General features: G+C 71.0%; 21 protein-coding genes and 3 tRNA genes. 13 read left to right on the top strand and 11 right to left on the bottom strand.

Annotated features, from left to right (window positions below; genetic code table 11):
* Positions 1 to 42: 42 nt before the first annotated feature.
* From purD to ACIREE_RS18080, 4 genes are all read left to right on the top strand, one after another.
* Complete coding sequence (gene purD / locus ACIREE_RS18095) at positions 43 to 1302, top strand: phosphoribosylamine--glycine ligase (RefSeq protein ID WP_404152551.1); 1260 nt, start codon at positions 43 to 45, stop codon at positions 1300 to 1302.
* 468 nt (positions 1303 to 1770) lie between these two features.
* Complete coding sequence (locus ACIREE_RS18090) at positions 1771 to 3627, top strand: hypothetical protein (RefSeq protein ID WP_404152548.1); 1857 nt, start codon at positions 1771 to 1773, stop codon at positions 3625 to 3627.
* Positions 3628 to 3884: 257 nt separating this feature from the next.
* Positions 3885 to 5321 (top strand): N,N-dimethylformamidase beta subunit family domain-containing protein, encoded by a 1437-nt coding sequence (locus ACIREE_RS18085; protein WP_404153303.1) that lies wholly within the window; start codon positions 3885 to 3887, stop codon positions 5319 to 5321.
* A gap of 100 nt (positions 5322 to 5421) precedes the next feature.
* The gene (locus ACIREE_RS18080) at positions 5422 to 6324 is read left to right on the top strand and encodes a phosphoribosylaminoimidazolesuccinocarboxamide synthase (protein WP_404152545.1); all 903 of its coding nucleotides are present in this window, start codon (positions 5422 to 5424) and stop codon (positions 6322 to 6324) included.
* 57 nt (positions 6325 to 6381) lie between these two features.
* Here the strand turns inward: ACIREE_RS18080 and ACIREE_RS18075 are convergent.
* The 8 genes from ACIREE_RS18075 to ACIREE_RS18040 form a co-directional block, all read right to left on the bottom strand.
* A tRNA-Gly gene (locus ACIREE_RS18075) sits at positions 6382 to 6457 on the bottom strand.
* Between the two features lie 45 nt (positions 6458 to 6502).
* On the bottom strand, positions 6503 to 7111 hold the full coding sequence (locus ACIREE_RS18070) for a response regulator transcription factor (protein ID WP_363197882.1): 609 nt from the start codon (positions 7109 to 7111) through the stop codon (positions 6503 to 6505).
* The gene (locus ACIREE_RS18065; RefSeq protein ID WP_404153300.1) at positions 7108 to 8616 is read right to left on the bottom strand and encodes a sensor histidine kinase; all 1509 of its coding nucleotides are present in this window, start codon (positions 8614 to 8616) and stop codon (positions 7108 to 7110) included. Before ACIREE_RS18065 ends, ACIREE_RS18070 begins: the two co-directional genes overlap by 4 nt.
* Before the next feature lie 25 nt (positions 8617 to 8641).
* Positions 8642 to 9409 (bottom strand): ABC transporter permease, encoded by a 768-nt coding sequence (locus ACIREE_RS18060; RefSeq protein ID WP_404153298.1) that lies wholly within the window; start codon positions 9407 to 9409, stop codon positions 8642 to 8644.
* A 17-nt stretch (positions 9410 to 9426) separates the two neighbouring features.
* Entirely contained in the window at positions 9427 to 10407 is a 981-nt protein-coding gene (locus tag ACIREE_RS18055) for an ABC transporter ATP-binding protein (protein ID WP_404152542.1), read from the bottom strand.
* Positions 10408 to 10535: 128 nt separating this feature from the next.
* Positions 10536 to 10611: transfer RNA gene (locus tag ACIREE_RS18050), tRNA-Gly, on the bottom strand.
* A gap of 96 nt (positions 10612 to 10707) precedes the next feature.
* Positions 10708 to 10779: transfer RNA gene (locus tag ACIREE_RS18045), tRNA-Gly, on the bottom strand.
* Between the two features lie 121 nt (positions 10780 to 10900).
* Entirely contained in the window at positions 10901 to 11221 is a 321-nt protein-coding gene (locus tag ACIREE_RS18040; RefSeq protein ID WP_404152539.1) for an Lsr2 family protein, read from the bottom strand.
* A 349-nt stretch (positions 11222 to 11570) separates the two neighbouring features.
* Between ACIREE_RS18040 and purS the strand changes: the two genes are divergently transcribed.
* The 6 genes from purS to ACIREE_RS18010 all read left to right on the top strand — a co-directional run bounded on the left by purS (position 11571) and on the right by ACIREE_RS18010 (position 17854).
* Positions 11571 to 11846, top strand: coding sequence for a phosphoribosylformylglycinamidine synthase subunit PurS (purS, locus tag ACIREE_RS18035; protein WP_404152536.1), 276 nt, complete (start codon positions 11571 to 11573; stop codon positions 11844 to 11846).
* Positions 11843 to 12526: a phosphoribosylformylglycinamidine synthase subunit PurQ gene (gene purQ / locus ACIREE_RS18030; protein ID WP_404152533.1), complete on the top strand. Its 684-nt coding sequence runs from the start codon at positions 11843 to 11845 to the stop codon at positions 12524 to 12526. Before purS ends, purQ begins: the two co-directional genes overlap by 4 nt.
* Positions 12523 to 14784 (top strand): phosphoribosylformylglycinamidine synthase subunit PurL, encoded by a 2262-nt coding sequence (gene purL, locus ACIREE_RS18025; RefSeq protein ID WP_404152530.1) that lies wholly within the window; start codon positions 12523 to 12525, stop codon positions 14782 to 14784. Before purQ ends, purL begins: the two co-directional genes overlap by 4 nt.
* A 202-nt stretch (positions 14785 to 14986) precedes the next feature.
* Positions 14987 to 16213 carry a hypothetical protein gene (locus ACIREE_RS18020; protein WP_404152527.1) on the top strand — a complete coding sequence of 409 codons (1227 nt, stop codon included), beginning with the start codon at positions 14987 to 14989 and terminating at the stop codon, positions 16211 to 16213.
* Positions 16214 to 16315: 102 nt separating this feature from the next.
* Positions 16316 to 16822 (top strand): ArsR family transcriptional regulator, encoded by a 507-nt coding sequence (locus tag ACIREE_RS18015; RefSeq protein WP_404152524.1) that lies wholly within the window; start codon positions 16316 to 16318, stop codon positions 16820 to 16822.
* Between the two features lie 114 nt (positions 16823 to 16936).
* On the top strand, positions 16937 to 17854 hold the full coding sequence (locus tag ACIREE_RS18010; protein WP_404152521.1) for a peptidoglycan DD-metalloendopeptidase family protein: 918 nt from the start codon (positions 16937 to 16939) through the stop codon (positions 17852 to 17854).
* On the opposite strand, the gene ACIREE_RS18005 is transcribed toward ACIREE_RS18010, so the two are convergent.
* Entirely contained in the window at positions 17751 to 19295 is a 1545-nt protein-coding gene (locus ACIREE_RS18005; protein WP_404153295.1) for an MFS transporter, read from the bottom strand. The genes ACIREE_RS18010 and ACIREE_RS18005 overlap by 104 nt on opposite strands.
* 147 nt (positions 19296 to 19442) lie before the next feature.
* Between ACIREE_RS18005 and ACIREE_RS18000 the strand changes: the two genes are divergently transcribed.
* Genes ACIREE_RS18000 through ACIREE_RS17990 form a run of 3 tightly spaced genes read left to right on the top strand, consistent with a single transcriptional unit; the run spans position 19443 to position 21826 of the window.
* Positions 19443 to 20084, top strand: coding sequence for a TetR/AcrR family transcriptional regulator (locus ACIREE_RS18000; RefSeq protein ID WP_404152519.1), 642 nt, complete (start codon positions 19443 to 19445; stop codon positions 20082 to 20084).
* A 10-nt stretch (positions 20085 to 20094) separates the two neighbouring features.
* Positions 20095 to 20964 carry a sterol carrier family protein gene (locus tag ACIREE_RS17995; protein ID WP_404152516.1) on the top strand — a complete coding sequence of 290 codons (870 nt, stop codon included), beginning with the start codon at positions 20095 to 20097 and terminating at the stop codon, positions 20962 to 20964.
* A 49-nt stretch (positions 20965 to 21013) separates the two neighbouring features.
* Complete coding sequence (locus tag ACIREE_RS17990) at positions 21014 to 21826, top strand: META domain-containing protein (protein ID WP_404152513.1); 813 nt, start codon at positions 21014 to 21016, stop codon at positions 21824 to 21826.
* Between the two features lie 18 nt (positions 21827 to 21844).
* Here ACIREE_RS17990 and ACIREE_RS17985 read toward each other — a convergent pair whose 3' ends face one another.
* Together ACIREE_RS17985 and ACIREE_RS17980 are read right to left on the bottom strand one after the other, a co-directional pair.
* Positions 21845 to 23254 (bottom strand): sulfatase, encoded by a 1410-nt coding sequence (locus tag ACIREE_RS17985; RefSeq protein ID WP_404152511.1) that lies wholly within the window; start codon positions 23252 to 23254, stop codon positions 21845 to 21847.
* Between the two features lie 170 nt (positions 23255 to 23424).
* Positions 23425 to 23517, bottom strand: coding sequence for a putative leader peptide (locus ACIREE_RS17980; protein WP_404152508.1), 93 nt, complete (start codon positions 23515 to 23517; stop codon positions 23425 to 23427).
* Positions 23518 to 23680 lie beyond the last annotated feature (163 nt).

Genomic DNA, 23680 nt, shown 5'->3' with positions numbered 1-23680 from the left:
GCCGTACAAGAGCACCCCGCCCGGACGGATAGGCTGACCGGCGTGAAGGTCCTCGTCATCGGCGGCGGCGCCCGCGAACACGCCCTGTGCCGCTCTCTGTCCCTCGACCCCGCCGTCTCCGCCCTGCACTGCGCCCCTGGCAACGCAGGCATCGCCGAGGTCGCCGAACTGCACCCCGTCGACGCGCTCGACGGTGCCGCGGTCGAAGCCCTCGCCCGGAAGCTGGACGCCGACCTCGTCGTCGTCGGCCCCGAGGCCCCCCTCGTCGCAGGCGTCGCCGACGCCGTCCGCGCCGCCGGCATCCCGGTCTTCGGCCCATCCGGCGAGGCCGCGCAGCTGGAGGGCTCGAAGGCGTTCGCCAAGGACGTCATGGCGGGCGCGGGCGTGCCGACCGCCCGGTCCTACGTCTGCACGACCCCGGAAGAGGTCGACGAGGCGCTCGACGCGTTCGGCGCTCCGTACGTGGTGAAGGACGACGGGCTCGCCGCCGGCAAGGGCGTCGTCGTCACCGATGGCATCGAGAAGGCCCGCGCCCACGCGAACGCCTGCGAGCGCGTCGTCATCGAGGAGTTCCTCGACGGGCCCGAGGTCTCGCTCTTCGCGATCACCGACGGCACGACGGTCGTCCCGCTCCAGCCCGCCCAGGACTTCAAGCGCGCGCTCGACAACGACGAGGGCCCCAACACCGGTGGCATGGGCGCCTATTCGCCGCTCCCGTGGGCCGACCCCAAGCTGGTGCAGGAAGTCCTCGAGACGGTCCTGCAGCCGACGGTCGACGAGATGAAGAAGCGCGGCACGACCTTCTCCGGTCTGCTCTACGCCGGTCTCGCGATCACCGGCCGCGGCATCCGCGTCATCGAGTTCAACGCGCGGTTCGGCGACCCCGAGACGCAGGTCGTCCTCGCCCGGCTGCGCACGCCGCTGGCCGGAATCCTGCTCGCCGCCGCGAACGGCACGCTCGCCGACCTGGAGCCGCTGCGGTGGAGCGACGACGCGGCCGTCACCGTCGTCATCGCCTCGCACAACTACCCGGAGACCCCGCGCACCGGTGACCCGATCACCGGGCTCGACGCGGTGGCCGCACAGGATGCCCCGCACGCGTACGTCCTGCACGCCGGGACCAAGCGCGACGGCGAGAGCGGGCCGGTCCGCAGCGCGGGCGGCCGGGTGCTGTCCGTAACGGCGACCGGCACGGATCTCACGCAGGCCCGCGAGCGCGCGTACGCCGCGGTCACCCGCATCGAACTGGACGGGTCCCAGCACCGTACGGACATCGCCGCGAAGGCCGCTGCCGAAAGCTGACCTCACCCCGAGAACACGCTGACACGCTGACCACAACCGGGCCGGATCAGGTCCGGATCAGGCCGGGGCCAGGCCGGGAGCAGGTCCGGATCCGGACCCAGACCGGACCCAAACCGGGCCGAACAAAGGTGCCGGGTGGGTGCCACCCTCTCCCGTCCGGCGCCCCGGTGTCAGCCACCTCTGCCCAAAGCCATTCCATCGAGTGACCGATGGCCCATCCTGCTGACGATGCCCCTGCTCCCAACTAGGGTGCGGCGCACGGAGTTCAGGCACCCGCGAAGCCGAATCGCCGCCCGGCAGGACCTGTCCCCGGTACGGACAGGACCAGACGGACCACCGGCATTGCGATGTCGTAGGCGGGTGCCACAGTGGGGGTGTGAGCAACGCCACCAGTGTTCTGCCGCGGATCTCGGTCCGCGGTTGGGCAAGAGGCACAGGCAGCAGGGGGTGACATCGATCGTGTCCGGTATGGGTGTGGAAGCGGGTGCGCAGGCAGCGCGCTCCCGGGCTGTCGCCGTGCTGCGCATCCGCGGCAGGGCGACGGCGCTGGCCCTGCTGCCCGCGGCCGCGTCGGTGATCCTGCTGGCGGGCGGCGCCACCGGCCATCTGACCGGCGGGGGCTGGGCCGTCGCGCGGCTGGTCGTCTCCGTCCTCGCGGTGCTCGTGCTGCTCGCCGCGGTGGCCGTCGCACTGGTCGTGGCGCGGGCCAGGCCCGCCCTCAGCCCGACCGTCCCGATCGCCGAGGCCACCGCCCCCGATCTGTACCGCATGGTGCGCGACCTGGCCGACCGCCTCGACGTCCCGGCGCCGTCGGCGATAGCGCTCACCCCGGACTGCGACAGCTGGCTGGAGGACCGCACGCATCCGGCGCACGGCCCGCCGCGCGCCGGTGCCGATGTCGGCGCGGCCGCCACCGGGAGCCCCGCAGGCAGCCCCACATCGGGTGACAGCGCCAAGGCGCCCGTCGCGCCGGTTCTGGTCATCGGCTCCCCGTTCCTCTGGTGGATGCGGGTGGCCGAGCTGCGTGCCGTCCTCGCCCCGGTCGTCGCCGGTACGGGTCCTTCGGCCCACCCCGACATAGCTGCGGCCCGGCGTTTCGTGCGCGGTCTGGACGCCGCCGTCGCGGTCGCCGCGACGCCCGGTCGCGGTCTCGTGGCCCGGATCGTGCTGGGCGGCGTCGGCCGGGTCGCCCGGCTGATGCTGAGCGGCTGCCGGGTGCACGCCGCCGAGATGGAGCGCGGGGTCGCCGTGGCCGGCGCCGAGCGCGCACAGGCTGTGGACTACGGCCTCAGGATCGTCGCCCAGGAGCAGGTCGGGCTCGCGTACGCGGGCTGGGACCGGCTGCTCACCCGGGTCGCGCTGCCCGCCTGGCGGATGGGCCGCTGGCCGTCCCGCCTGGACGTGGGGGTGGTCGCCGCTCTCACCGAGCTGTCCCGCCGTGACCGGCTCGCGGAGGGCTTCACCTCCCGGCTCGGCGAGCGTCCGGCCTGCGATCTCCTCGAAGAGCCCGGCATCGTGGACGAGGCCGCATCCCTGCTCGCCGCCCGCCTCTTCCACGGCGGCCCCGCCGAGCCGGGCCCCGACTGGGCGCCGGTGGACTGGCAGGAGTACCCGGACGAGGTCGTGGACCGTAAGTGGCGCACGGACGCCGCCCGCCTGCACCGGGTGCTGGACACCCTGGGTGTGCACAGCACCCGGGCCACCGCCGCCGCCCCCGAAGGCCCGACCCTGGCGCGCGTCCTCGACCACCTCGCGACCGGCCCGGAACCCCTGCCGGAGGAGACCTCGGCCCTGGCCCCGACTCCGGACCAGACCTCGGACGCGACTACGGACGAGGCCCCGACCCTCGCCCCGACCCCCGACCCGGACCGAGCTCCGGAGACCTACACCGACGCCGAACTCGACGCACTGCTAGCCCCCACCCCCCGCCCCGAGGCCGACTCCCTCTCCGCCGGGCTCAGCGCCGAGCTGGCCCGTGAGGAGGACGCGCGCCCCCCGGCCCCCGCGCCCGCGAGCCAGGGCCCGGACGGCGCACTGTGGGACGAGGGCGCGCTGCCCCTGTTCCCGTTGCAGCCACCGCGCAGCGGGCGGGAGTTGCTGGCCGACCACGTCACCGCGATGGTGTGCTGCGCGGCGGTGGACACGGCCGGCGCGACCCCGGGCCTCGACTGGCTCGACGGCCCCGCGCTGCTCGTCGGCGGGGAGCGCGCCGGCGACCTCGCGCCGCGCGTCCTGAGCCTGGTGGAGGACGGTGACCCGGAGCCCCTCAAGGGCTGGCTGGCCCGGCTCGGCGTGCGCCCGGAGAAGCCCGTACGTCTGGTGTGAGCGCCCGGCACCCCTCCCCACCCGCAAGCGGAGGGAAACGCTCCGGTCCTGCCAATTCACGACGAACGGTGACGGAGTGCGTGCGTAATGTGATGTGCTGGGACCGGTCGCGGAACAGCCCCGCGCATGAGGGCTCGGGGGAGCGAGGGAGGGGAGCAGCCATGGGGCCGGACAGCGCGGGTCACCCGGAGGAGACGGCGCGGCAGAACGTCGCCCCGAGGCCCCGCGCGCGCACGCCCCGCTGGGAGTCCGGTGCGATGGCGCATGCCGTCAGCGACCCGTTCGGCCAAGGACCGCTGCCCTGGCTGCGCGGCAGCGAGCACTACTTCGGCGACACAGGACAGGTCGTCCCCTGGTACGTGGACCACGCCCCCGGCGCCAGCACCATTCCGGCGCCGCGCTCCAGCAACCCCCGCACCGCCGACGACGTGCACCGTCAGATCAAGGGCTTCGCCTCGACCGGCGCGGCCGCGCCCGGCGAGGCGATCGACTTCCACGTCACGGTCGACCCGCCCCAGCAGTTCACCGTGGACATCTACCGCATCGGCCACTACGGCGGCGACGGCGCCCGAAAGATCACCACGAGCCCCCGGCTGTCCGGCATCGTCCAGCCCGCCCCGATGACCGCCGACCGCACGGTTTCCTGCCACCACTGGTGGCTGTCCTGGCGGCTGCAGATCCCGTCGTACTGGAACGTGGGGGCGTACGTGGCCGTCCTCACCACCGCCGACGGCTACCGCTCGCACGTCCCCTTCACGGTCCGCGACTCCCAGCCCGCCGATCTGCTCCTGCTGCTCCCGGACATCACCTGGCAGGCGTACAACCTCTATCCGGAGGACGGCCGCACCGGCGCCAGCCTCTACCACGCCTGGGACGACGAGGGCCGTCTCCTCGGCGAGAGCGAGGCCGCGACCACGGTCTCCTTCGACCGCCCGTACGCGGGCGCGGGTCTGCCCCTGCACGTCGGCCACGCCTACGACTTCATCCGCTGGGCCGAGCGGTACGGATACGACCTCGCGTACGCCGACACCCGCGATCTGCACGCGGGCCGGATCGACCCGACCCGCTACCGGGGCCTGGTCTTCCCCGGCCACGACGAGTACTGGTCGGCGAACATGCGCCGGACCACCGAGCTGGCCCGGGAGAACGGCACGTCCCTGGTCTTCCTCTCCGCCAACACCATGTACTGGCAGGTGGAGTTGGGCCCGTCCCCGTCCGGTGTCGCGGACCGGCTGCTCACCTGCCGCAAGCGTCGGGGCCCCGGAAAGGCGTCCCTGTGGCGGGAGATCGACAGACCGGAGCAGCAGCTCCTGGGCATCCAGTACGCGGGCCGCGTCCCCGAGCCGCACCCCTTGGTCGTACGGAACGCGGACCACTGGCTGTGGGAGGCGACCGGCGCCCATGAGGGGGACGAGATCGAGGACCTGGTCGCCGGCGAGGCCGACCGCTACTTCCCGCGTACGGCTCTGCCCGAGCACCAGGACCGCATCCTGCTGGCCCACTCCCCGTACCGGGACAGCGACCAGGCGCGGCGCCACCAGGAGACGTCCCTGTACCGGGCGCCGTCGGGCGCGCTGGTCTTCGCGTCCGGGACGTTCGCCTGGTCCCCGGCCCTGGACCGTCCAGGCCATGTGGACCCGCGGATCCAGCGGGCGACGGCGAATCTGCTCGACCGCATCTGCAAGCGAGACTGAGGGAGGCCCGGCCCGCAGCGCCCAGTCGGCCCCGTGGCCAGAACTCGTCCCCCGGTACGAGAGAATCAGAGGCATTCGTACAGAACCACCGGGAGGAACCGTGTCCGGATTCGTCGAAAAGCCCGAGCCAGTACAGGTCCCGGGCCTGGTCCACCTCCACACCGGCAAGGTGCGCGAGCTGTACCAGAACGACGCGGGCGATCTGATCATGGTCGCCAGTGACCGCCTGTCGGCCTACGACTGGGTTCTGCCCACGCCCATTCCGGACAAGGGCCGGGTCCTCACCCAGCTCTCGCTGTGGTGGTTCGACCAGCTCGCGGACCTCATGCCGAACCACGTCGTGTCCACGGAACTGCCGGCCGGCGCCCCCGCCGACTGGGCGGGCCGCACGCTGGTCTGCAAGTCCCTGGAGATGGTGCCGGTCGAGTGCGTGGCCCGCGGCTATCTCACCGGTTCAGGCCTGGTCGAGTACAACGAGACGCGTACGGTCTGCGGCCTCGCCCTGCCCGAGGGGCTCGAGGACGGCTCGGAGATCCCCGGGCCGATCTTCACGCCCGCCACGAAGGCCGCGGTCGGCGAGCACGACGAGAACGTGAGCTACGAGGAAGTGGCCCGCCAGGTCGGCCCGGAGACCGCCGCACACCTGCGCCAGTCGACGCTCGCCGTCTACGGCCGGGCCCGTGACATCGCGCGGGAGCGCGGCATCATCCTGGCGGACACGAAGTTCGAGTTCGGCTTCGACAAGGAGGGCACGCTGGTCCTCGCCGACGAGGTGCTCACCCCGGACTCCTCGCGCTTCTGGCCGGCCGACCAGTGGCAGCCGGGCCGCCCGCAGCCCAGCTACGACAAGCAGTTCGTGCGGGACTGGCTGACCTCGCCGGCCTCCGGCTGGGACCGCAGGAGCGAGCAGCCGCCGCCGGCCCTGCCCGACGACGTCGTGGCCGCTACGCGCGGCAAGTACATCGAGGCGTACGAACTGCTGACCGGAGTCCCCTGGTCGTAGGAGAACGCCGCGAACGACAGGAGCCCCGGTCCGTGAGGACCGGGGCTCCTGTATATGTGGAGCGAACGACCGGGTTCGAACCGGCGACCTCAACCTTGGCAAGGTTGCGCTCTACCAACTGAGCTACGTTCGCAAGCGCCGCTCTCGCGGTGCTCTGTGCGCCGAAGCGCGACGCCTACTATACCCAACCTCGCTCGCGCGCGATCCGCACCGCGGCGTGCCGGTTCTCGGCACCGAGCTTCGAGACGGCCGACGACAGATAGTTCCGCACGGTCCCCTGGGACAGCGCCGCCCGCTCGGCGATCTCCGTCACGGGTGCTCCGTCGGCAGCGAGCTCCAGGACCTCGGCTTCGCGGGCGGTCAGCGGCGAGTCCCCGGCGGAGATCGCGTCGGCCGCCAACTCCGGGTCCACATACCGGTTTCCGGCGTGCACGGTCCGGATGATCTCGGCCAGCCGCTGCGCGCTCACGGTCTTCGGTACGAAACCGCGCACGCCGGCCGCGAGGGCCCGCTTCAGATGTCCCGGGCGGCCATGGCTGGTCACGATCATGGTCCGGCAGCCGGGTAGCTCCGTACGGAGGGTTGTGGCCACGCTCACACCGTCGGCGCCCGGCATCTGCAGGTCGAGCACGGCGACGTCCGGCTTGTGCGCCCGCGCCATGGCGAGCGCCTCGGGGCCGGTGGCGGCCTCGGCGACGACGACCAGATCTTCCTCCAACGCGAGCAGGGCGGCGAGGGCGCCGCGAATGAGGTGCTCGTCGTCGGCGAGCAGGACACGCAGCGTCATCGGGCGGCCTCCGTACTCCGTGCGCGCCGTGTGCTCGGCGCCTCCGGTGCCTCCGGTGCCTCCGGTGCCGGGGGCTCTCCCGGCTCTCCCGGCTCTCCCGGTCCTCCCGGCTCTCCCGGTCCTCCCGGCTCTCCCGGCTCTCCCGGTCCTCCCGGTCCTCCCGGCTCTCCCGGTCCTCCCGGTCCTCCCGGTCCTCCCGGTCCTCCCGGCTCTCCCGGTCCTCCCGGCTCTCCCGGCTCTCCCGGTCCTCCCGGTCCTCCCGGTCCTCCCGGTCCTCCCGGGGTCTCACGCGTCGATGACGCCGACGACGGCAGCGGCACGCACGCCGTCACCCGGAACACTCCGTCCCGCACCACACCCGCCTCCAGCGTCCCTTCCAGCGCGGCCAGCCGCTCCCGCAGCCCCGCGAGCCCCGACCCGCCGCCGACGGCGCCGGGCGTGCCGACGCCGTCGTTCTCCACCGTCAGTACGACCTGCTGCCCCTGGGCCCTCAGCCCGACCCGGCAGGTCTTCGCGTCCCCGTGCCGCAGGACGTTCGTCGTGGCCTCCCGCACCACCCAGCCGAGCGCGGACTGTACGTCGGGCGGCAGCCCCGTGGCGGACCCGGTCACCGGGCAGTCGATCCCGGCCGCGCTCAACACGCCCCGCGCCCCGGCGAGTTCGGCCTCAAGATTGGCCTCGCGGTATCCCCGTACGACTTCACGCACCTCTTTCTGCGAGTCCTGGGCGATGCGCTGCACCTCGATCATCTGTGTCACGGCGTCCTCGGTCCGCCCGCGCCGGGCCAGCTGCACCGCCAGCTCGCTCTTGAGGGCGACCACGGCCAGATTGCGGCCCATGACGTCGTGCAGATCACGGCCGAACCGCAGCCGCTCCTCGGCGACGGCGAGCCGGCCCTCGACCTCGCGGGCGTGCTCGGACTCCCACATGACGGAGAGATTCCAGGCGCTGCACCGTGCGCTCAGCAGCTCCAGGGGAACGCTGATGCCCAACACGACGGCCAGCGCGACGAGTTTGCCGACGCCCGCGCCCACGGCGGCGAACAGGACCAGCGCCGCCGCGATGGCCAGCGCGCTCCGCCTGAGGAACGTACGGACCGGCACGGTGAGGACGTAGGCGCAGGCGAACGGCATCGGCACGAACAGCAGCGGCAGGACGACCAGGCCGTCCTTCATGCTGTCCGTCGCGATGAGAGCGGCGATCAGGCCGAGCGCCCCCACGGTCAGCCCCGCCGCCACCCGCGTCTGCACGGGTGGCACGGGACCGCGCCCGAGGTACTGGTCGAGGGCACTGCGCAGATGGACGTGGGCGACGGCGCACTGGGCGACGTTCACCACGGCCAGCGCGGCGCCCAGGGCGATCGCGGTGCCGTCGTGGTGGAGCGATCCGACGAGCGCCGGGGCGCTCCAGGCCACGAGGTACAGCCAGTTCACCGAGCGCAGCACGAGCCGGCTCTGCCACTCGACGCGCTCGACCTTGCTGCGCTCCCGCCACCGGCTCCGCATCCGCACCGCTACGCTCCCGCCCGCTTCACCGCCGCGGCTCCCACCGGAACCACCGTCGTACAGCAAACACCGCGACAACGATCCAAGCCACCGCCGTGATGACGGCGCCCAGCGCGTCCGACGTGGACAGCTCGCCGCTCCATCCGCCGCGGATCAGGGTGAGGGCCGGCGTGAGCGGCAGCAGCTCGCACACCGCCGCCAGCTTGTCCGGCATGACCTCCAGCGGGACGACCGTGCCCGAGCCGAGCATCGAGACGAGCAGCATCGGCATCGAGGCGACCTGGGCGCTCTCGACACTGCGGCTGAAGACGGTGGTCAACGCGGCGAGCGCGACACAGAGCGGAATGCCCAACGCAAGGCCCAGCAGGGCGTATTGAGGTGCCTCGGGGGCGCCCACGTCGAGCGCCACGGTGCAGGCGACCGCCAGGGCGACGCACTGCACGAGCCCGATCACGACGGAGGGCAGCGCGGCCCCGATGAGGATCTCGGTGTCGCGCAGCTCGCCGGTCCGCAGCCGCTTGAGGACCAGTTCCTCGCGGCGCGCCGCGTACACGCTCACCAGCGCGCTGTACACGGCGAACAGCAGCGAGAAGCCCATGGCCGAGGACAGGACGACGGTGCCGACGCTGAGCCCCGCGTTCTTCAGCGTGTCCTCGTCGAGCGATGCGCTGATGCTGAACGGCAGGACCAGGGGGACGAACACGGCGCTGAACAGGACGCCCTTGCTCCGTCCGATGAGCGTCAGCTCGGCCCGCGCGAGAGCCCGCAGGCGTCCCGCCGGGGTGGTCGTCATCGTCGCTGTCGCCGTGGTCACGACACCATCTCCTTGTCCCGCTCGCCCTGCTGTACGTTCTCGCCCTTCGCGTCCCGCGCGATCCGCAGGAACGCCTCTTCGAGGGAGGCGCCCCGCACATCGAGCCGGCGCAGCTCCACCCCCGCGTCCCTGGCCCACACAAGGAGCCCGGTCGCGGCGCGCTGGAGTTCGTCGGTACGCAGCCGGACGGCGCGCCCGGTCACCTCGTGGTCGGTGACGCCGAGCGGGCCGAGCGGCGGCAGGTCGCCCACGTGGTACCCGTCGGGCAGTTCGAAGGCGATGTGCGAGGGCTGCGTGGCGACGACCTCGTCGACGCGCCCTTCGGCGGCGATCCGCCCCTCGTGCAGGATCGCGAGCCGGTCGGCGAGCGCTTCGGCCTCTTCGAGGTAGTGCGTGGTCAGCAGCACGGTCGTGCCGTCGGCGCGCAGCTGTCGTACCAACTCCCAGGTGGCACGGCGCCCTTCGGCGTCGAGTCCGGTCGTCGGTTCGTCGAGGAAGAGCACCTCGGGCCGGCCGAGCAGCGCGAGCGCGAGATCGAGCCGCCGCTTCTCGCCGCCGGACAGCTGCTTGACGCGGACGTCGGCGCGCCCGGTGAGGCCCACCATCTCCAGGGCTTCGCCGACCGGCCGGGCCCCGCTGGTGCATCCGGCCCACATCCGGACGGTCTCGGCGACGTTCAGCTCGGCCGGGAAGCCGCCCTCCTGGAGCATCACGCCGATCCGCGGCCGGACCCGGTCGCGCTCGGCGTGCGGGTCGTGCCCGAGCACCCGCACCTGGCCGCCGGCGGGCACCGCGAGTCCTTCGAGGAGTTCGACGGTGGAGGTCTTGCCCGCGCCGTTGGTGCCGAGGAGTGCGAAGAGTTCGCCGCGGCCGACGGAGAAGCTGACTCCGCGCACCGCCTCGAAGGAACCCTGTCGACCGTCCCCGTACACGCGGCGCAGATCAGTGACATCGATCACGCGCTCGTTGCTGGTCATGTGTCCAGCCTCGCGGCGGTCGAGGCCGGACGGCAGTGCGCGGTGTCATCGGCCCGCATGACAAATGTCAGACGCCGCGCCGGTACGCGAAAGGCCCCGAATCCTGGTGGATTCGGGGCCTTTCGATCTGGAGCGAACGACCGGGTTCGAACCGGCGACCTCAACCTTGGCAAGGTTGCGCTCTACCAACTGAGCTACGTTCGCACTGCTTCCGGATCAGTACGCTTCTGGAAAGAAGCGGCCCGACCGGCGCGAGCACCAGCCTACCGCACCCATAAGAGTGATCGGTACGCGATGCAGAGCGGGTGACAGGAATTGCACACTGCGCCTTCCCCCTGGAAGGGGGATGTTCTACTACTGAACTACACCCGCATGCCCCGTGAGGTGCGGCCTTTCGGCCTTGCCCCTCGGCGTGCTCCGAACTCTAGCTGACCAGCGGGGGTGCAGCGCAAGTCGGTTGCCCCGAGGGGTTCCTGACGGCGGTGGCCGCTCCTCAGTTGGCCTCGGCGAACGCCTCGTAGACCCGCTTCGGAATCCGGCCGCGCGGCGGCACGTCGAACTGGTTCGAGCGGGCCCAGGCACGTACCGCCGCCGGGTCCGGGCTCAGGTTCGTGTGCTTGAAGGCCTTACCGGTCCTGCTGGACTGCTTGCGCCCTGCCTCCAGGTACGGGGCCAGGGCCGTGCGGAGCTTTTTGGCATTGGCCTGAGTGAGGTCGATCTCGTACGACCTGCCGTCGAGACCGAAGACGACCGTTTCCGCCGCTTCTCCGCCGTCGATGTCGTCAAAGAGAGTGACCACGACACGCTGCGCCACGAATATCGGTCCCTTCGTCCGGCACCCCCGCTTTGACGTGCGGTGATGTCGACTGTCCAGCTCTTGTCGAGCAAAGCTCGGGCAATACTGCTCCCCGAGTTCAGGCAGGTTGCCTGTATGCGCCATTTCCTTTTTACCCTGCCCGGCAATGCGCTGGGAAGACCAGTTAAAAACCTCCGCGTGTCCGATGCCCCGCTTATCGGGACTCTTTCCCTGAATTTTCCGTGCGGATCTCATGTCGTTGCCGTAACGTGATCCGGCTCTCGTAGCTTCCTACCGTCTACGCGAGTAGAAGATTTGGGCAGGTACGCTGAACGGACCTGCTCAGCACCACACACCGGGAGTGCCAGTGGCACGCGTCGTAGTCGACGTCATGCTCAAGCCGGAGATCCTCGACCCCCAGGGCCAGGCGGTGCAGCGTGCGCTGCCGCGCCTCGGTTTCGACGGCATCTCCGACGTTCGCCAGGGAAAGCGATTCGAACTCGAAGTGGACGGGCCGGTGGATGACGCCGCCCTCGCCCGTATCCATGAGCTCGCGGAAAGCTTCCTCGCCAACACCGTGATCGAGAACTTCACCGTGAAGGTGGAAGAGGCCGCTCAGTCCGCGGCGGGGGCCGAAAAGTGACCGCTCGTATTGGGGTCGTCACCTTTCCTGGTTCCCTCGACGACCGGGACACGCAGCGCGCGATCCGGCTTGCCGGTGCCGAGCCCGTTGCCCTCTGGCACAAGGACAAGGATCTGCACCAGGTCGACGCGGTCGTCCTGCCGGGCGGATTCAGTTACGGCGATTACCTGCGCGCGGGTGCCATCTCCCGTTTCTCGCCGGTCATGGAGACGCTGATCGAGCAGGCGAAGGCGGGCCTTCCCGTCCTCGGTATCTGTAACGGGTTCCAGGTCCTCACCGAGGCCCATCTGCTGCCCGGAGCGATGCTCGGAAACGACCACCTGCACTTCATCTGCCGCGACCAGAAGCTGCGGGTGGAGAACGCGGGGACCGCCTGGACCGCCGACTACACGTCCGGCCAGGAGATCCACATCCCGCTGAAGAACATGGACGGGCGGTACGTCGCCGACGAGCACACCCTCGACATGCTGGAGGCGGAGGGCCGCGTCGTCTTCCGGTACCTCGACGGCAACCCGAACGGCTCGCTGCGTGACATCGCCGGCATCACGAACGCGGCGGGCAACGTCGTGGGTCTGATGCCGCACCCGGAGCACGCCGTGGAGCCCCTCGTCGGGAGCGGCCGCACGGATGGCCTCCCGTTCTTCACCTCGATCCTCAAGAAGCTGGTCGCCGCCTCATGAGCCTCGACACCGTCGACAACGCCGCAAAGACCCCCGACGTCGAGCTGCCCTGGGCCGAACTCGGCCTGAAGAAGGACGAGTACGAGCGGGTCGTGGAGATCCTCGGCCGTCGTCCCACGGGTGCCGAGCTCGCCATGTACTCGGTCATGTGGTCCGAGCACTGCTCCTACAAGAGCTCCAAGGTCCACCTGCGCCAGTTCGGCGAGAAGGCGCCGCACTCCGACGCCATGCTCGTCGGCATCGGGGAGAACGCCGGTGTCGTGGACGTCGGCCAGGGTTATGCCGTCACCTTCAAGGTGGAGTCCCACAACCACCCCTCTTATGTAGAGCCCTACCAGGGCGCGGCTACAGGAGTGGGCGGCATCGTGCGCGACATCATCGCCATGGGAGCGCGGCCCGTCGCCGTGGTCGACCCGCTGCGCTTCGGCGCCGCCGACCACCCCGACACCAAGCGCGTACTGCCCGGCGTCGTCGCCGGCATCGGCGGCTACGGCAACTGCCTGGGCCTGCCGAACATCGGCGGCGAGGTCGTCTTCGACGCCTGCTACCAGGGCAACCCGCTGGTCAACGCCGGTGCGATCGGTGTCATGAAGCACGAGGACATCCACCTCGCGAAGGCGTCAGGATCCGGCAACAAGGTCATCATGTACGGCGCCCGGACGGGCGGCGACGGCATCGGCGGCGCCTCGATCCTGGCCTCCGAGACCTTCGACGACGCCAAGCCTTCGAAGCGTCCCGCCGTGCAGGTCGGTGACCCCTTCCAGGAGAAGCTGCTCATCGAGTGCACCCTGGAGGCGTTCGCCGAGAAGCTCGTCGTCGGCATCCAGGACCTCGGCGCGGCCGGAATCTCCTGTGCCACCAGCGAGCTGGCGTCGAACGGCTCGGGCGGCATGCGCGTCGAGCTGGACGACGTACCGCTGCGCGACTCCACGCTCTCGCCCGAGGAAATCCTCATGAGCGAGTCGCAGGAGCGCATGTGCGCCGTGGTCGAGCCTTCGAAGGTCGAGCGCTTCCTGGAGATCTGCGAGAAGTGGGACGTCATCGCCACCGTCATCGGTGAGGTGACCGACGGCGACCGCCTCGAGATCTTCTGGCACGGCGAGAAGATCGTCGACGTCGACCCGCGCACGGTCGCGCACGACGGTCCGGTCTACGAGCGCCCCTACGCCCGCCCGGAGTGGCAGGACGCGCTCCAGGCCGACGACGCGAACAAGCTGCCCAGGCCCTCGACGGGCGACGAGCTGAAGGCGCAGGTCCTCGCGCTCGTCTCCTCGCCGAACCAGGCCTCCAAGAAGTGGATCACCTCGCAGTACGACCACTTCGTACAGGGCAACACCGTGCTCGCGCAGCCCGAGGACTCGGGCATGATCCGCATCGACGAGGAGTCGGGGCTCGGCGTCGCCATCGCGACGGACGGCAACGGCCGGTTCGCGAAGCTCGACCCGTACACGGGCGCGCAGCTCGCCCTCGCGGAGGCGTACCGCAACGTCGCCACGACCGGCGCCAAGCCGCTCGCCGTCTCCGACTGCCTGAACTTCGGTTCGCCCGAGGACCCCGCCGTCATGTGGCAGTTCGCGGAGGCCGTCCGCGGCCTCGCCGACGGCTGTCTGCAGCTCGGTACCCCGGTGACCGGCGGGAACGTCTCGCTCTACAACCAGACGGGCGAGGCCGCCATCCACCCGACGCCGGTCGTCGCGGTGCTGGGCGTCATCGACGACGTGGCACGGCGCACGCCGGTCGCGTTCGCGGAGGAGGGTCAGCTGATCTACCTCCTGGGTGACACCCGCGAGGAGTTCGGCGGCTCTGCCTGGTCGCAGGTGGTGCACGACCACCTCGGCGGTCTGCCGCCGGCCGTGGACCTGGAGCGCGAGCGGCTGCTCGGCGAGATCCTCATCTCCGCCTCCCGCGACGGCATGATCGACGCCGCGCACGACCTGTCCGACGGCGGTCTGATCCAGGCCGTGGTCGAGTCGTCGCTGCTCGGCGGCAAGGGCGCCCGCCTGATCGTCCCGGACGGTCTCTCCGCGTTCACCTTCCTCTTCTCCGAGTCGGCGGGCCGTGCGGTCGTGGCCGTGCCGCGGAGCGAGGAGCTGCGGTTCAACGACATGTGCGGGGCACGGGGTCTGCCCGTCACCCGGATCGGTGTCGTGGACGGCTCCGGCGCGGACGCCGCGGTGGACGTGCAGGGCGAGTTCACGCTGCCGCTGGCCGAGCTGCGCGAGGCGCACGAGAACACGATTCCGGCGCTGCTGGCGTAATCCTTCCGGGCCTTGCCCGCAAAAAGTCCCCGTCTGTTCCGGTGTTCCCGGCAGGCGGGGACTTTCATATCGGCGGTCGAGCACGCGTACGGATTCGCCAGCTGTACGGACGTGATGTCAGTGGCGGTTGATAGCGTCGGCGGCGCTCGGATCCGTGGCGACGCGGCGGGCAGGAGTCATGGGGGACGGGGGAGCGGTGCGAGTGCCGGAGCGTGCGCGGAAGTTCGCCAATGTGGTGTTGTGCCTGACCGCCGTGTTCGGCATCGGCTGGGGCGGTAAGGAGATCTGGCTGGTCCTGAGCAATCGGCACCAGATCGACGCGGCCTGTGCGGATCTGGTACCGGCGGGCCGGATACTCGCGCTGTCCCCGGCGGGCGGCAAGATCACGGGTGGCGGCGGGGACGCGGGCATACAGCTCGACCGGCTGTGGTCGGGTCAGAAATGCGACCTGTTCAGCACCGAGGCCGGGAAGGGGCGCGGCTCCGGCGCGTTCCGGTTCTTCACGGGAGCGGTGGGCGTCTCACCGGGCTCACAGCGGGTGGTCGCCGACGGTCCGCTGGAGGATCTCCTCGACTTCAGGGGCGGGCCGACCTACCCTCAACAGCCGTTGGGCGGCGGTATCGCGGGCGTCGTGGGCGGCTCCGGGGTCGTGGTGCGACTGCCGTGCGCAGAAGGTGAAGTCGGCACGCGGTCGATCAAGGCTCTGTGGGCCCGCGCCGAACTGACGACCAGCAACGACGTGTTCACCGAGAAGGGGCAGCTGAGCGGGTCGGACCGCAGCATCCTCGCGGACACGGCCGTGAGCATGGCCAACAACCTCGCCGAGCGGCTGGGCTGCGACGACCGCCTGGCCGACGCCCCGGACGACGTGCCGGCCCTGCCCGAAGGCCCGGTACCGGCCGACCGTGCCGAGGGAACCTGTGCCTGGTATGCGAAGACGGGCTACGCGCGGCAGGGACGCTACCCGGACCAGGCCCTCGAAAGCCGTACGGACGCCGGGCTCTGGGACGAGCAGTGCGGGCTGATCCTCAGCGAGGGCCGGGCGACGGGCCTCTACATGCGGGGTGCGGATGAGCGCGAGATCCCGTCGGAGCCGGACCGCCCCGGGAAATGGTTCGTGTCCCTGCACACGTACGCCGGTGCGGACGCGAGGAACGTCTGGCTCACCAGCCGGACCACCTCCTACGAGAAGCCGGAGCCCGCCGAACCGGGCAGGGCGGGGCGCAGCGCCGAGGACCCCATCTGGTGGGCCTCGTCCGTCTGTGACGGCCAACCCCAGATCCACACCATGTCCCTCGCGATGGGCTACGACCGTCTGGTGACGCCCGAGATGGCGAAGGTGTTCCGCGCCTACGTCGAGGACGTCACCCACCGCCGTGGCTGCACGGACGTCACTTTCCCGGCGGCCTCGTCCTTTCGAGAGCGGTAGGGCTGCCGCCCGCGGGCAACGTCCCGCTCTGTTCGAGGTCACTGTTCGAGGTCACTCGAACGAGGGATTGCCTGGTTCTACGTAATTACGTAATCTCGATGCATGACGGATCTTGAGCGGCGGGTCGCCGAGCTGGAGCGGCGTCTCGATGCCTTGGAGAGCGGTCCGGCGGCGCCGACCGTCGCTCCGGGCACGTTCTGGGCGCTCGAAGGGCTGAAGGAGCAGCTCGGCGATGTCGCGAGCGGCGGCGTGCTGTTCACGGGAGCGGTGCGTCTGCCGGGCGCGGAGGGAGGCCGGGAGTACGAGTGGCAGTACGGCGCCGTCACCGATGAGCTGCTCGCGTCCGACTGGGCCGATGTGGCCGAGGCGTTCGCCGCGCTCGGGCACGGTTTGCGGCTCCGCCTGTTGCGCGAGGTCCTCGGCGGCCGCACCTCGGCCACCGAGCTGGCCGAGCTCGACGACGTGGGGACCAGCGGCCAGATCTACCACCACCTGCGGCAGTTGACCGCTGCCGGGTGGCTGCGCTCCGCGGGACGGGGGCGTTATGAGGTGCCCGCGGGAAGAGTCGTGCCGCTTCTGGTGGCGTTGACCGCGGCCCGGCCGGCCTGACGGATCACGGCAACGGGGATCAATTCAGCAGGACTGAGCAGGGCTGATTGGGCAGGACTGACCGAGCAGGGCTGATTGAGCACGACTAACTGAGCGGGACAAACCGGGGGAGTCATGTCCGTACGCAACCTGTCCGTACGCAAGACCGCGATGGTGTTCTACCGCCTCCTTCAGCTGGCGTTCATCGCCATGATCGTCGGGGATTTCTTCGACGGCTGGCCACTGGCGTGGGGCTGGGCGTTCGTGCCCGGCGGGTTGTCCTTCGCGATGGGGCTCGCCATCGGCAGGCTCACGCCGCGACCGAAGGACACCGGCCGGGAGCCGGTCGAGGTGGACCCGCCGGTGCGTGGGCGCTGGTCCGCGGTGAACAGCCCGGCCGACAAGGTGCCGAGCCATGGCACGCACGGGTACGGGCAGACGTACGCGATCGACATCGTGGCGGAGGGCGGCGTCGGGAAGCGGGAGCGGCCCGGGTTCGCCGCCGTGTGGCCGATACTCCGGCGGCCCCGTGCCTTCCCGGGGTTCGACGAGCCGCTGTACGCGGTCGCCGATGCCACGGTCGTCCACGCTTCCCACTGGCGCCGCGATCACCTCAGCCGCAACTCCGGGATTGCGCTGGCCTACTTGATGCTCCTGGAGGGTTCGATACGGGAGATGGGCGGCGCGGGCTGGATCATCGGAAACCACCTCGTGCTCGACCTGGGGGACGGGGTCTACGCCCTGTACGCCCATCTGCGACGCGGCTCCCTCGCGGTGCGCCCCGGCGACCGGGTGCGGGCCGGCCAGGAGGTGGCCCGCTGCGGCAACTCCGGGAACTCGACGGAGCCGCACGTCCACTTCCAGCTGATGGACGGCCCCGACCCGGACTCGGCGGTCGGCCTCCCGTTCCGGTGGCGCGAGGTCGGTGTGCCGGCGGGCGGCGAGATATTCACGGTCGATCGAGTGCGGGCCGATCCGGCACCGGCCCATCCGCCGCAGCCCCATCGAGCGCAGCCCGATCCGGCACCGGCCGATCGGACGCGGGTCGGCTGACCGTGGGTGCGGCGGTGGCGGTCCCGAGCCGACGGGGCAGTCGCGTCGCCAGCAGGGTTCCGAGCGTCATCACGGCGGCCCCGCACCAGAACACGAGGTCCGTGGCATGGACGAAGTCCCGTACGGCGGCGGCATGTTGGGCGCCGCTCAGCGTGGGGATGGCGTTGACATCGGTGTCGAGCAGGCGGAACAGGATGGTGCCGAAGAGGGCCGCGCCCAGCGCGTTGCCGAGGTTCTGGAAGAAGCGGATGCTCGTCGTGGCCACGCCGAGCAGCGGGCGGGGAGCGGCGTCCTGGACGAGTTGGATCAACTGGCCGATGAGCTGTCCGAAGCCGATTCCGGCCAGGAGGAGTTCGGCGCGGACCAACCACAGGGAGGTGTCGGGCTTGATGGTCGTGGCGAGCAGGACGAAGACCGCCGCCATCGTCAGGGTGCCCGTGACCGTGAAGGTCCGCGCCGACCAGCGCAGCCGCCCCGCGAGCAGCCCGACGGCCGTCATCCCGAGCGCCATCGGCAGCAGATACAGACCCGCGGCGGAGCTGGAGAGACCCCGGGCGACCTGGAGATAGACGAGGACGTAGTAGATCGCGCACATCATGGCGGCGCCGGTGATGCCCTGGACGACGAAGCCCCAGCGCAGTTCGGGGATGCGGAAGAGGGCGAGGGGGAGGACGGGGTCGGCGGCGCGGGACTGGCGCCACAGGAAGAGGCCGAGCCCGGCGGTGGCCGCGCACAGCAGCCCGATGATCTCCGGTGACGACCAGGCGTACTTCTTGCCGCCCCAGTCGGTGGCCAGGAGCAGCGCGGTGGAGAACGCGGCGGCCAGACCGGCCCCGGCCCAGTCGAGGGGGCGGCGCACCGGGTGGTCCGGCAGTTTCAGGACGAGCGCGGAGGCGGCGAGGACGGCGAGGCCGATGGGCAGGTTGACGTAGAAGATCCAGCGCCAGCTCGCGTGGTCGGAGAGAAAGCCGCCGAGCCAGGGGCCGAGCGCCATGCCGCCGCCGGCGACGACGCCGCCGAGCCCGCCGCCCGTGCCGCCGCCCTGCTCGTTGTCGGGGTCCCTGAGGTGGGCGATCACCACCATCGTGACGCTCATCAGGCCGCCGCCGCCAAGGCCCTGCACCGCGCGGGCCGCGATCAACTGGGGCATCGACTGGGCGAGCCCGCATAGCGCCGAGCCGAGCAGGAACGTGGCGACGGCTCCGACGAAGACGCGTTTGGCGCCGAGGGTGTCGCACAACTTGCCGTACAGCGGCAGCATCGCGGCCGAGGCGAGCGCGAACGCGCTGACCAGCCAGGGGAATTGGTCGATGCCGTGCGCCGGGTCGAGGTCGCGGACGATCGGCACGGCGGCAGCCGAGACGATCTGCATGTCGAGAACCGCTAGAACGATGGTGAGGAGGCAGAGGACCATGCCGACCTTGCGTTGAGCCGCGGTCATCGGAGCCGGTGCCGTCGAAGTCGGAGCCGGAGCCGGAGTCATCGGGGCCGGTGTCTTGGGAGTGGGCATGTGGCTCACCGTGGCGGGAAAAATGTACCAGGTCAATATTTAAGCTCGACCTAAATTTCATCTTGGTACAGTGATGGCATGGCTGACGACGGACTCGGGCTGCGCGAGCGCAAGAAGAAGCAGACGGCGTTGAAGGTGTGGCGCACGGCTGTGGACCTCTTCCTGGAGCACGGGTTCGACGACGTCTCCGTCGCGCAGATCGCCGAGGCCGCCGAGGTCTCGAAGATGACGGTCTTCAACTACTTCAAGACCAAGGAAGACCTCCTGATGGGCCCCATGGAGGAGCACGTCGAGGACCTCGCGCGAGCCCTCAGGGAGCGCGCGCCGGGCTGGTCCGCGGTCGACGCGACCCGTGGGATGGTGCTGCGCAAGGTCGCCGAGCGGGATCCGTCGATCGGCCTGAGCGAGCGGGGCGGCGAGCTGGCGTTGATCCAGCTGATCAATGGGACACCCGCCCTGGCCCGCCGTGCCCTGCTGTGGTCGGTGCGGGGCGAGCGGCTCGCTGCCGAGGTGCTCACCGAGGAGACCGGTGACGCGCTGCTCTCCTCGATCGCGGCGGCCCAACTGGCCGGGGTGGTGAGCGCGTTGATGAGTGAGAACCATCGGCGGGCGCTGGCGGGCGAGTCCCCCGCGGACGTCGCGGCGGGCGCCCCCGAGCGTGTCGAGCGGGCATTCGCGCTGGTCGAAAAGGGCCTGAGCGGGTTCGCGGTGCGGGCGTAGGGTCGACCTCATGACACCTTCGCCGAACGGCAGCGGTAGCGGCAGCGATAGCGGCACGGGCCGTCGAAGCGCCGGCGGCAGTGGTGCCGTGTCCAGGAGGCGCACGCGTTCCTACGCCTCCGCGAAGATCCGCGACGCGGTACTGACCCAGTTCGGGAACGTACGGAAGGCGGCCGGGACCCTCACGCCCGAGCAGCTCGCGGGTCCGACGCGGCTCGGCGACTGGACGGTGCGGGAGCTGCTCGCGCACACGTCGATGGCGCTCGGCGCGGTCGACCGGTTCCTCGCGCTGCCGGAGCCGGCGAAGTCCGAGGTGGCCGCGCTCGACTGGCCGTTCGCCACGGCCGCCAACGCGGCGGGCATCGCCGACCGCAGCCGGGACATCGCGCGTGAGCACCCCGACATCACGGCGCTGCTCGCCCGTACCGAGGAGCGCTTCGTGGCGAATCTGGCCGCCGTCGCCGACAGCCGGGCGCTCCCGGTGCCGACCGGCGCCATGTCCTTCGCCGACTATCTCGTCACCCGCACCGTCGAACTCGTCGTCCACACCGACGATCTGAACGACGCGGTGCCCGGTCTCGACGTCCCGTTCGACCGGCAGGCGCTGGCCGCCTGCACCCGGCTGCTCGCCGACGCGCTCGCCCTGAAGGCGCCGGGGGCCTCGACCGAGGTGCGGATCCCGCCGTTCGCCGTCGTCCAGTGCGTCGAGGGCCCCCGGCACACCCGTGGCACCCCGCCGAACGTGGTGGAGACGGACCCGCTGACCTGGATCCGCCTGGCCACGGGGCGTACGACGTGGTCGGTGGCGATCGACGACGCGCTCGTCGGTGCAAGCGGTGAACGCGCCGATCTGACCGGGCTGTTGCCGATCATGGCGTGAAGCCCCGGCGGGACGGAACCGATCCGGGGGGCCGACCCGTCCCATCGGCATGTTCACGCAACGCAGCACCCGCGCCCTGTTCACCGCCGCTCTTCCCCTGGTCGCGCTCACCACCGTCGCGGCCTGCGGGAACGAGAAGGCGCCCGGCACGGTGAAGGTCGGCGGCGCACCGGTCGCCGGCGTCACCTGGAACGTGGAGAGCATGACGGTGGACGGGGCGACGACGAAGGCGCCGGGCAGCGCGTACCTGAAGTTCGTCTCGGACGAACGTGTGCGAGGAAACTACGGCTGCAACGACTTCGACGCGCAGGCCAGGGTCGGCGGCGACAGCGTCGACCTGGGCCAGGCGAAGACCACGCTCATGGCGTGCGCCGACAAGAAGCAGCGTGCCTTCGAGAAGACCTTCGCCCGCGCGCTCGCCGACAAGAACACCGTCAAGGCCCACGGCGACGACCACCTCACACTCACCCGCGCCAACGGCGACACGATCACCCTCACCAAGCAACGGGACGCCGAGCTCGTCGGTACGAAGTGGGCGGTCGACACCCTCTACTCCGGCGCCGCGGCCCAGTCCCTGCCGAAGGCGGCGCAGGGCCGGGCCCGGCTCGTCTTCGACAAGGACGGTCACGTCAGCGCCAACCTCGGCTGCAACAGCGGCCGGGCCAAGGCCACCGTCAAGGACGGCCACGTCACCTTCGGCCCGCTGAACAGCACCAGGATGGGCTGCGTCGGCGAGGCCGCGGAGCTGGAGAAGACGATGAAGCACGTCCTCGACGGCACGTCGCGGTACGAGGTCCAGGGCGACGGCCTCACCCTGACCGCGGCCGACGGCACCGCGGTAGGGCTCAAGGCAGCGAAGTGACGCCCGGTCGTACAGCCGTCAGGCGGGATACGGAAGGAGCTCCTTGTCCTTCTTCTCCCATACGGCCTTCAGCTCGGCCAGCAGCGCCGGCTCGTCAGCGGCCCGGTCGGCCTGCTCGCGCCGGTCGGCGGAGAGGTCGAACAGCTGGTCCGCGCCGCCCTTGCCGCGGTAGTACTTCCAGTCGCCGCGCCGCACGGCCCGTTCCCCGCGCACCCGCCAGAACAGATCGCGCTCGGCCCGCTCCTCGCCGCGCAGCAGATACCCGGCGAGGCTGGCGCCGTCGAGCGGGTACGCCTTGTCGGGCCGCGCACCGCCGATCTCGAGCAGCGTCGCCGTCCAGTCGGGCGTGAAGACCGGCTCGTGGCTGACCTGGCCGCCGTCCAGGCGCGCGGGCCAGCGCACGATGGTCGGCACCCGGATGCCGCCTTCCTGCAACGACGCCTTGTTGCCGGACAGCGGCCAGTTGTAGGAGAACCGCTCGCCGCCGTTGTCCGAGGCGAAGAAGACGAGGGTGTCCTTCTCCTGCCCGGACTCCTTGAGCGCTTTCAGTACTTGCCCGACCGAGCGGTCCAGGTCCTGGACCATCTCCGTGTACTTCTCCACGGACCCGCCGTCGGTGTGGAACAGCGCCCCCGCGTTCCCGGACTTGATCTTCCGTACGACCTCGGCGCTCTCCGCCTCGTCCCCGTCGGCTATCCACGGCCAGTGCGGGGTGGTGAAGTTCAGGTTGAGCAGCCACGGCTTGTCGCCGTGGTCGCGCCCCACGTACTCGCTCGCCCGCTCGGTCAGGATCCGCGTGTAGTACCGCAGGTCCTTGTACTCGGCGTCGCCCTCCCGTACGTCGCCCTTGTAGAGGTCGTACTCGCCGCCGAGCCCCAGCTTCGAGTAGTACTCCAGGGCCCCGCCGAAGTTGCCGAAGAACTCGTCCCAGCCGGACTTGGTCGGCGAGTAGTCCGGGAGATAGCCGCAGTGCCACTTGCCGATCAGCGCGGTCGCGTATCCGGCGCCGCGCAGCAGTGAGGCGAGGGTGGGATGGTTCGGGTCGAGTCCGACGGACCGGTCGGCGATCGGCTCGGCGAGACCGCCCTTCGTACGCCCCGGATAACGGCCGGTGTAGAGGCTGAACCGGGTCGGCGAGCACGTCGCGGAGCCGCTGTACGCGTCGGTGAAGCGGACGCCCTGCCGGGCCAGTCTGTCCAGGTTCGGGGTCTTGATGTGCGGAGCGCCGTACGAGGAGAGGTCGGCCCAGCCCAGGTCGTCACCGAGGATGAACAGGATGTTGGGCCGCCGGGACCCGCGGTGGGCGGCGGCGCTGAACGGGGTTTCGCGGGGTGCGGCGGCGGCCGGTGCGCCCGTGGCTCCAAGAGCGGCGACGGCGGCGCCGCCCAGGGCGGCGCGGCGGGACAGGTTCGAGGCATGCGGGGTCATGAAGGACTCCGGGAACAGGGCACGCCCCGTCAGGGGCGCGGGGAACGGCGCGAGCGACCGGTGACAGCGGACAGCCCGCGGAGAAGGAGGGCGGGGCGGATGTGACCGGCCCCGGACCGGGCCTCAGCCGCGCATCACGGCCGAGGGGAGATCAGGCGTAAGAGTGGAGCTCAGGCGCAGCGACAGATCGCGCTGGCGACACGGACGAGGTCGACGTGTCGGCGCTCCACAAGGGTGACCGTGCGGTCACGGAGGGGCTGCATGATCCAGGACCATGCCGACCGGGACGTACACCTGTCAACGGCCGGTCCGCACTCCGGACGGGCGGAGTGCGTCCCGTCACATTTGGCGCGGTCGGCGCCCCACGGCCCCGCCGACCCGGCATCCGCCCCGTCGGACACAGCGGCACCGAGGGGCCGATGCGCC

The organism is Streptomyces sp. NPDC102467 (assembly GCF_044765445.1).
GTDB lineage: Bacteria > Actinomycetota > Actinomycetes > Streptomycetales > Streptomycetaceae > Streptomyces.
This window is presented reverse-complemented; position numbering and strand designations above follow the sequence as displayed.

What these genes read in the sequence shown, in the direction of transcription:
- ACIREE_RS18085 (WP_404153303.1), top strand. Translation starts at nt 3,885, where the DNA reads ATGGCGCATGCCGTCAGCGACCCGTTCGGCCAAGGACCGCTGCCCTGG.
- ACIREE_RS17990 (WP_404152513.1), top strand. Translation starts at nt 21,014, where the DNA reads ATGTTCACGCAACGCAGCACCCGCGCCCTGTTCACCGCCGCTCTTCCC.
- ACIREE_RS18090 (WP_404152548.1), top strand. Translation starts at nt 1,771, where the DNA reads ATGGGTGTGGAAGCGGGTGCGCAGGCAGCGCGCTCCCGGGCTGTCGCC.
- ACIREE_RS17985 (WP_404152511.1), bottom strand. Translation starts at nt 23,254, where the DNA reads ATGACCCCGCATGCCTCGAACCTGTCCCGCCGCGCCGCCCTGGGCGGC.
- ACIREE_RS18015 (WP_404152524.1), top strand. Translation starts at nt 16,316, where the DNA reads ATGACGGATCTTGAGCGGCGGGTCGCCGAGCTGGAGCGGCGTCTCGAT.
- ACIREE_RS18070 (WP_363197882.1), bottom strand. Translation starts at nt 7,111, where the DNA reads ATGACGCTGCGTGTCCTGCTCGCCGACGACGAGCACCTCATTCGCGGC.
- purL (WP_404152530.1), top strand. Translation starts at nt 12,523, where the DNA reads ATGAGCCTCGACACCGTCGACAACGCCGCAAAGACCCCCGACGTCGAG.
- ACIREE_RS18010 (WP_404152521.1), top strand. Translation starts at nt 16,937, where the DNA reads ATGTCCGTACGCAACCTGTCCGTACGCAAGACCGCGATGGTGTTCTAC.
- ACIREE_RS18060 (WP_404153298.1), bottom strand. Translation starts at nt 9,409, where the DNA reads ATGACGACCACCCCGGCGGGACGCCTGCGGGCTCTCGCGCGGGCCGAG.
- ACIREE_RS18055 (WP_404152542.1), bottom strand. Translation starts at nt 10,407, where the DNA reads ATGACCAGCAACGAGCGCGTGATCGATGTCACTGATCTGCGCCGCGTG.
- ACIREE_RS17980 (WP_404152508.1), bottom strand. Translation starts at nt 23,517, where the DNA reads ATGCAGCCCCTCCGTGACCGCACGGTCACCCTTGTGGAGCGCCGACAC.
- ACIREE_RS18000 (WP_404152519.1), top strand. Translation starts at nt 19,443, where the DNA reads ATGGCTGACGACGGACTCGGGCTGCGCGAGCGCAAGAAGAAGCAGACG.
- ACIREE_RS17995 (WP_404152516.1), top strand. Translation starts at nt 20,095, where the DNA reads ATGACACCTTCGCCGAACGGCAGCGGTAGCGGCAGCGATAGCGGCACG.
- ACIREE_RS18005 (WP_404153295.1), bottom strand. Translation starts at nt 19,295, where the DNA reads ATGACCGCGGCTCAACGCAAGGTCGGCATGGTCCTCTGCCTCCTCACC.
- ACIREE_RS18065 (WP_404153300.1), bottom strand. Translation starts at nt 8,616, where the DNA reads ATGCGGAGCCGGTGGCGGGAGCGCAGCAAGGTCGAGCGCGTCGAGTGG.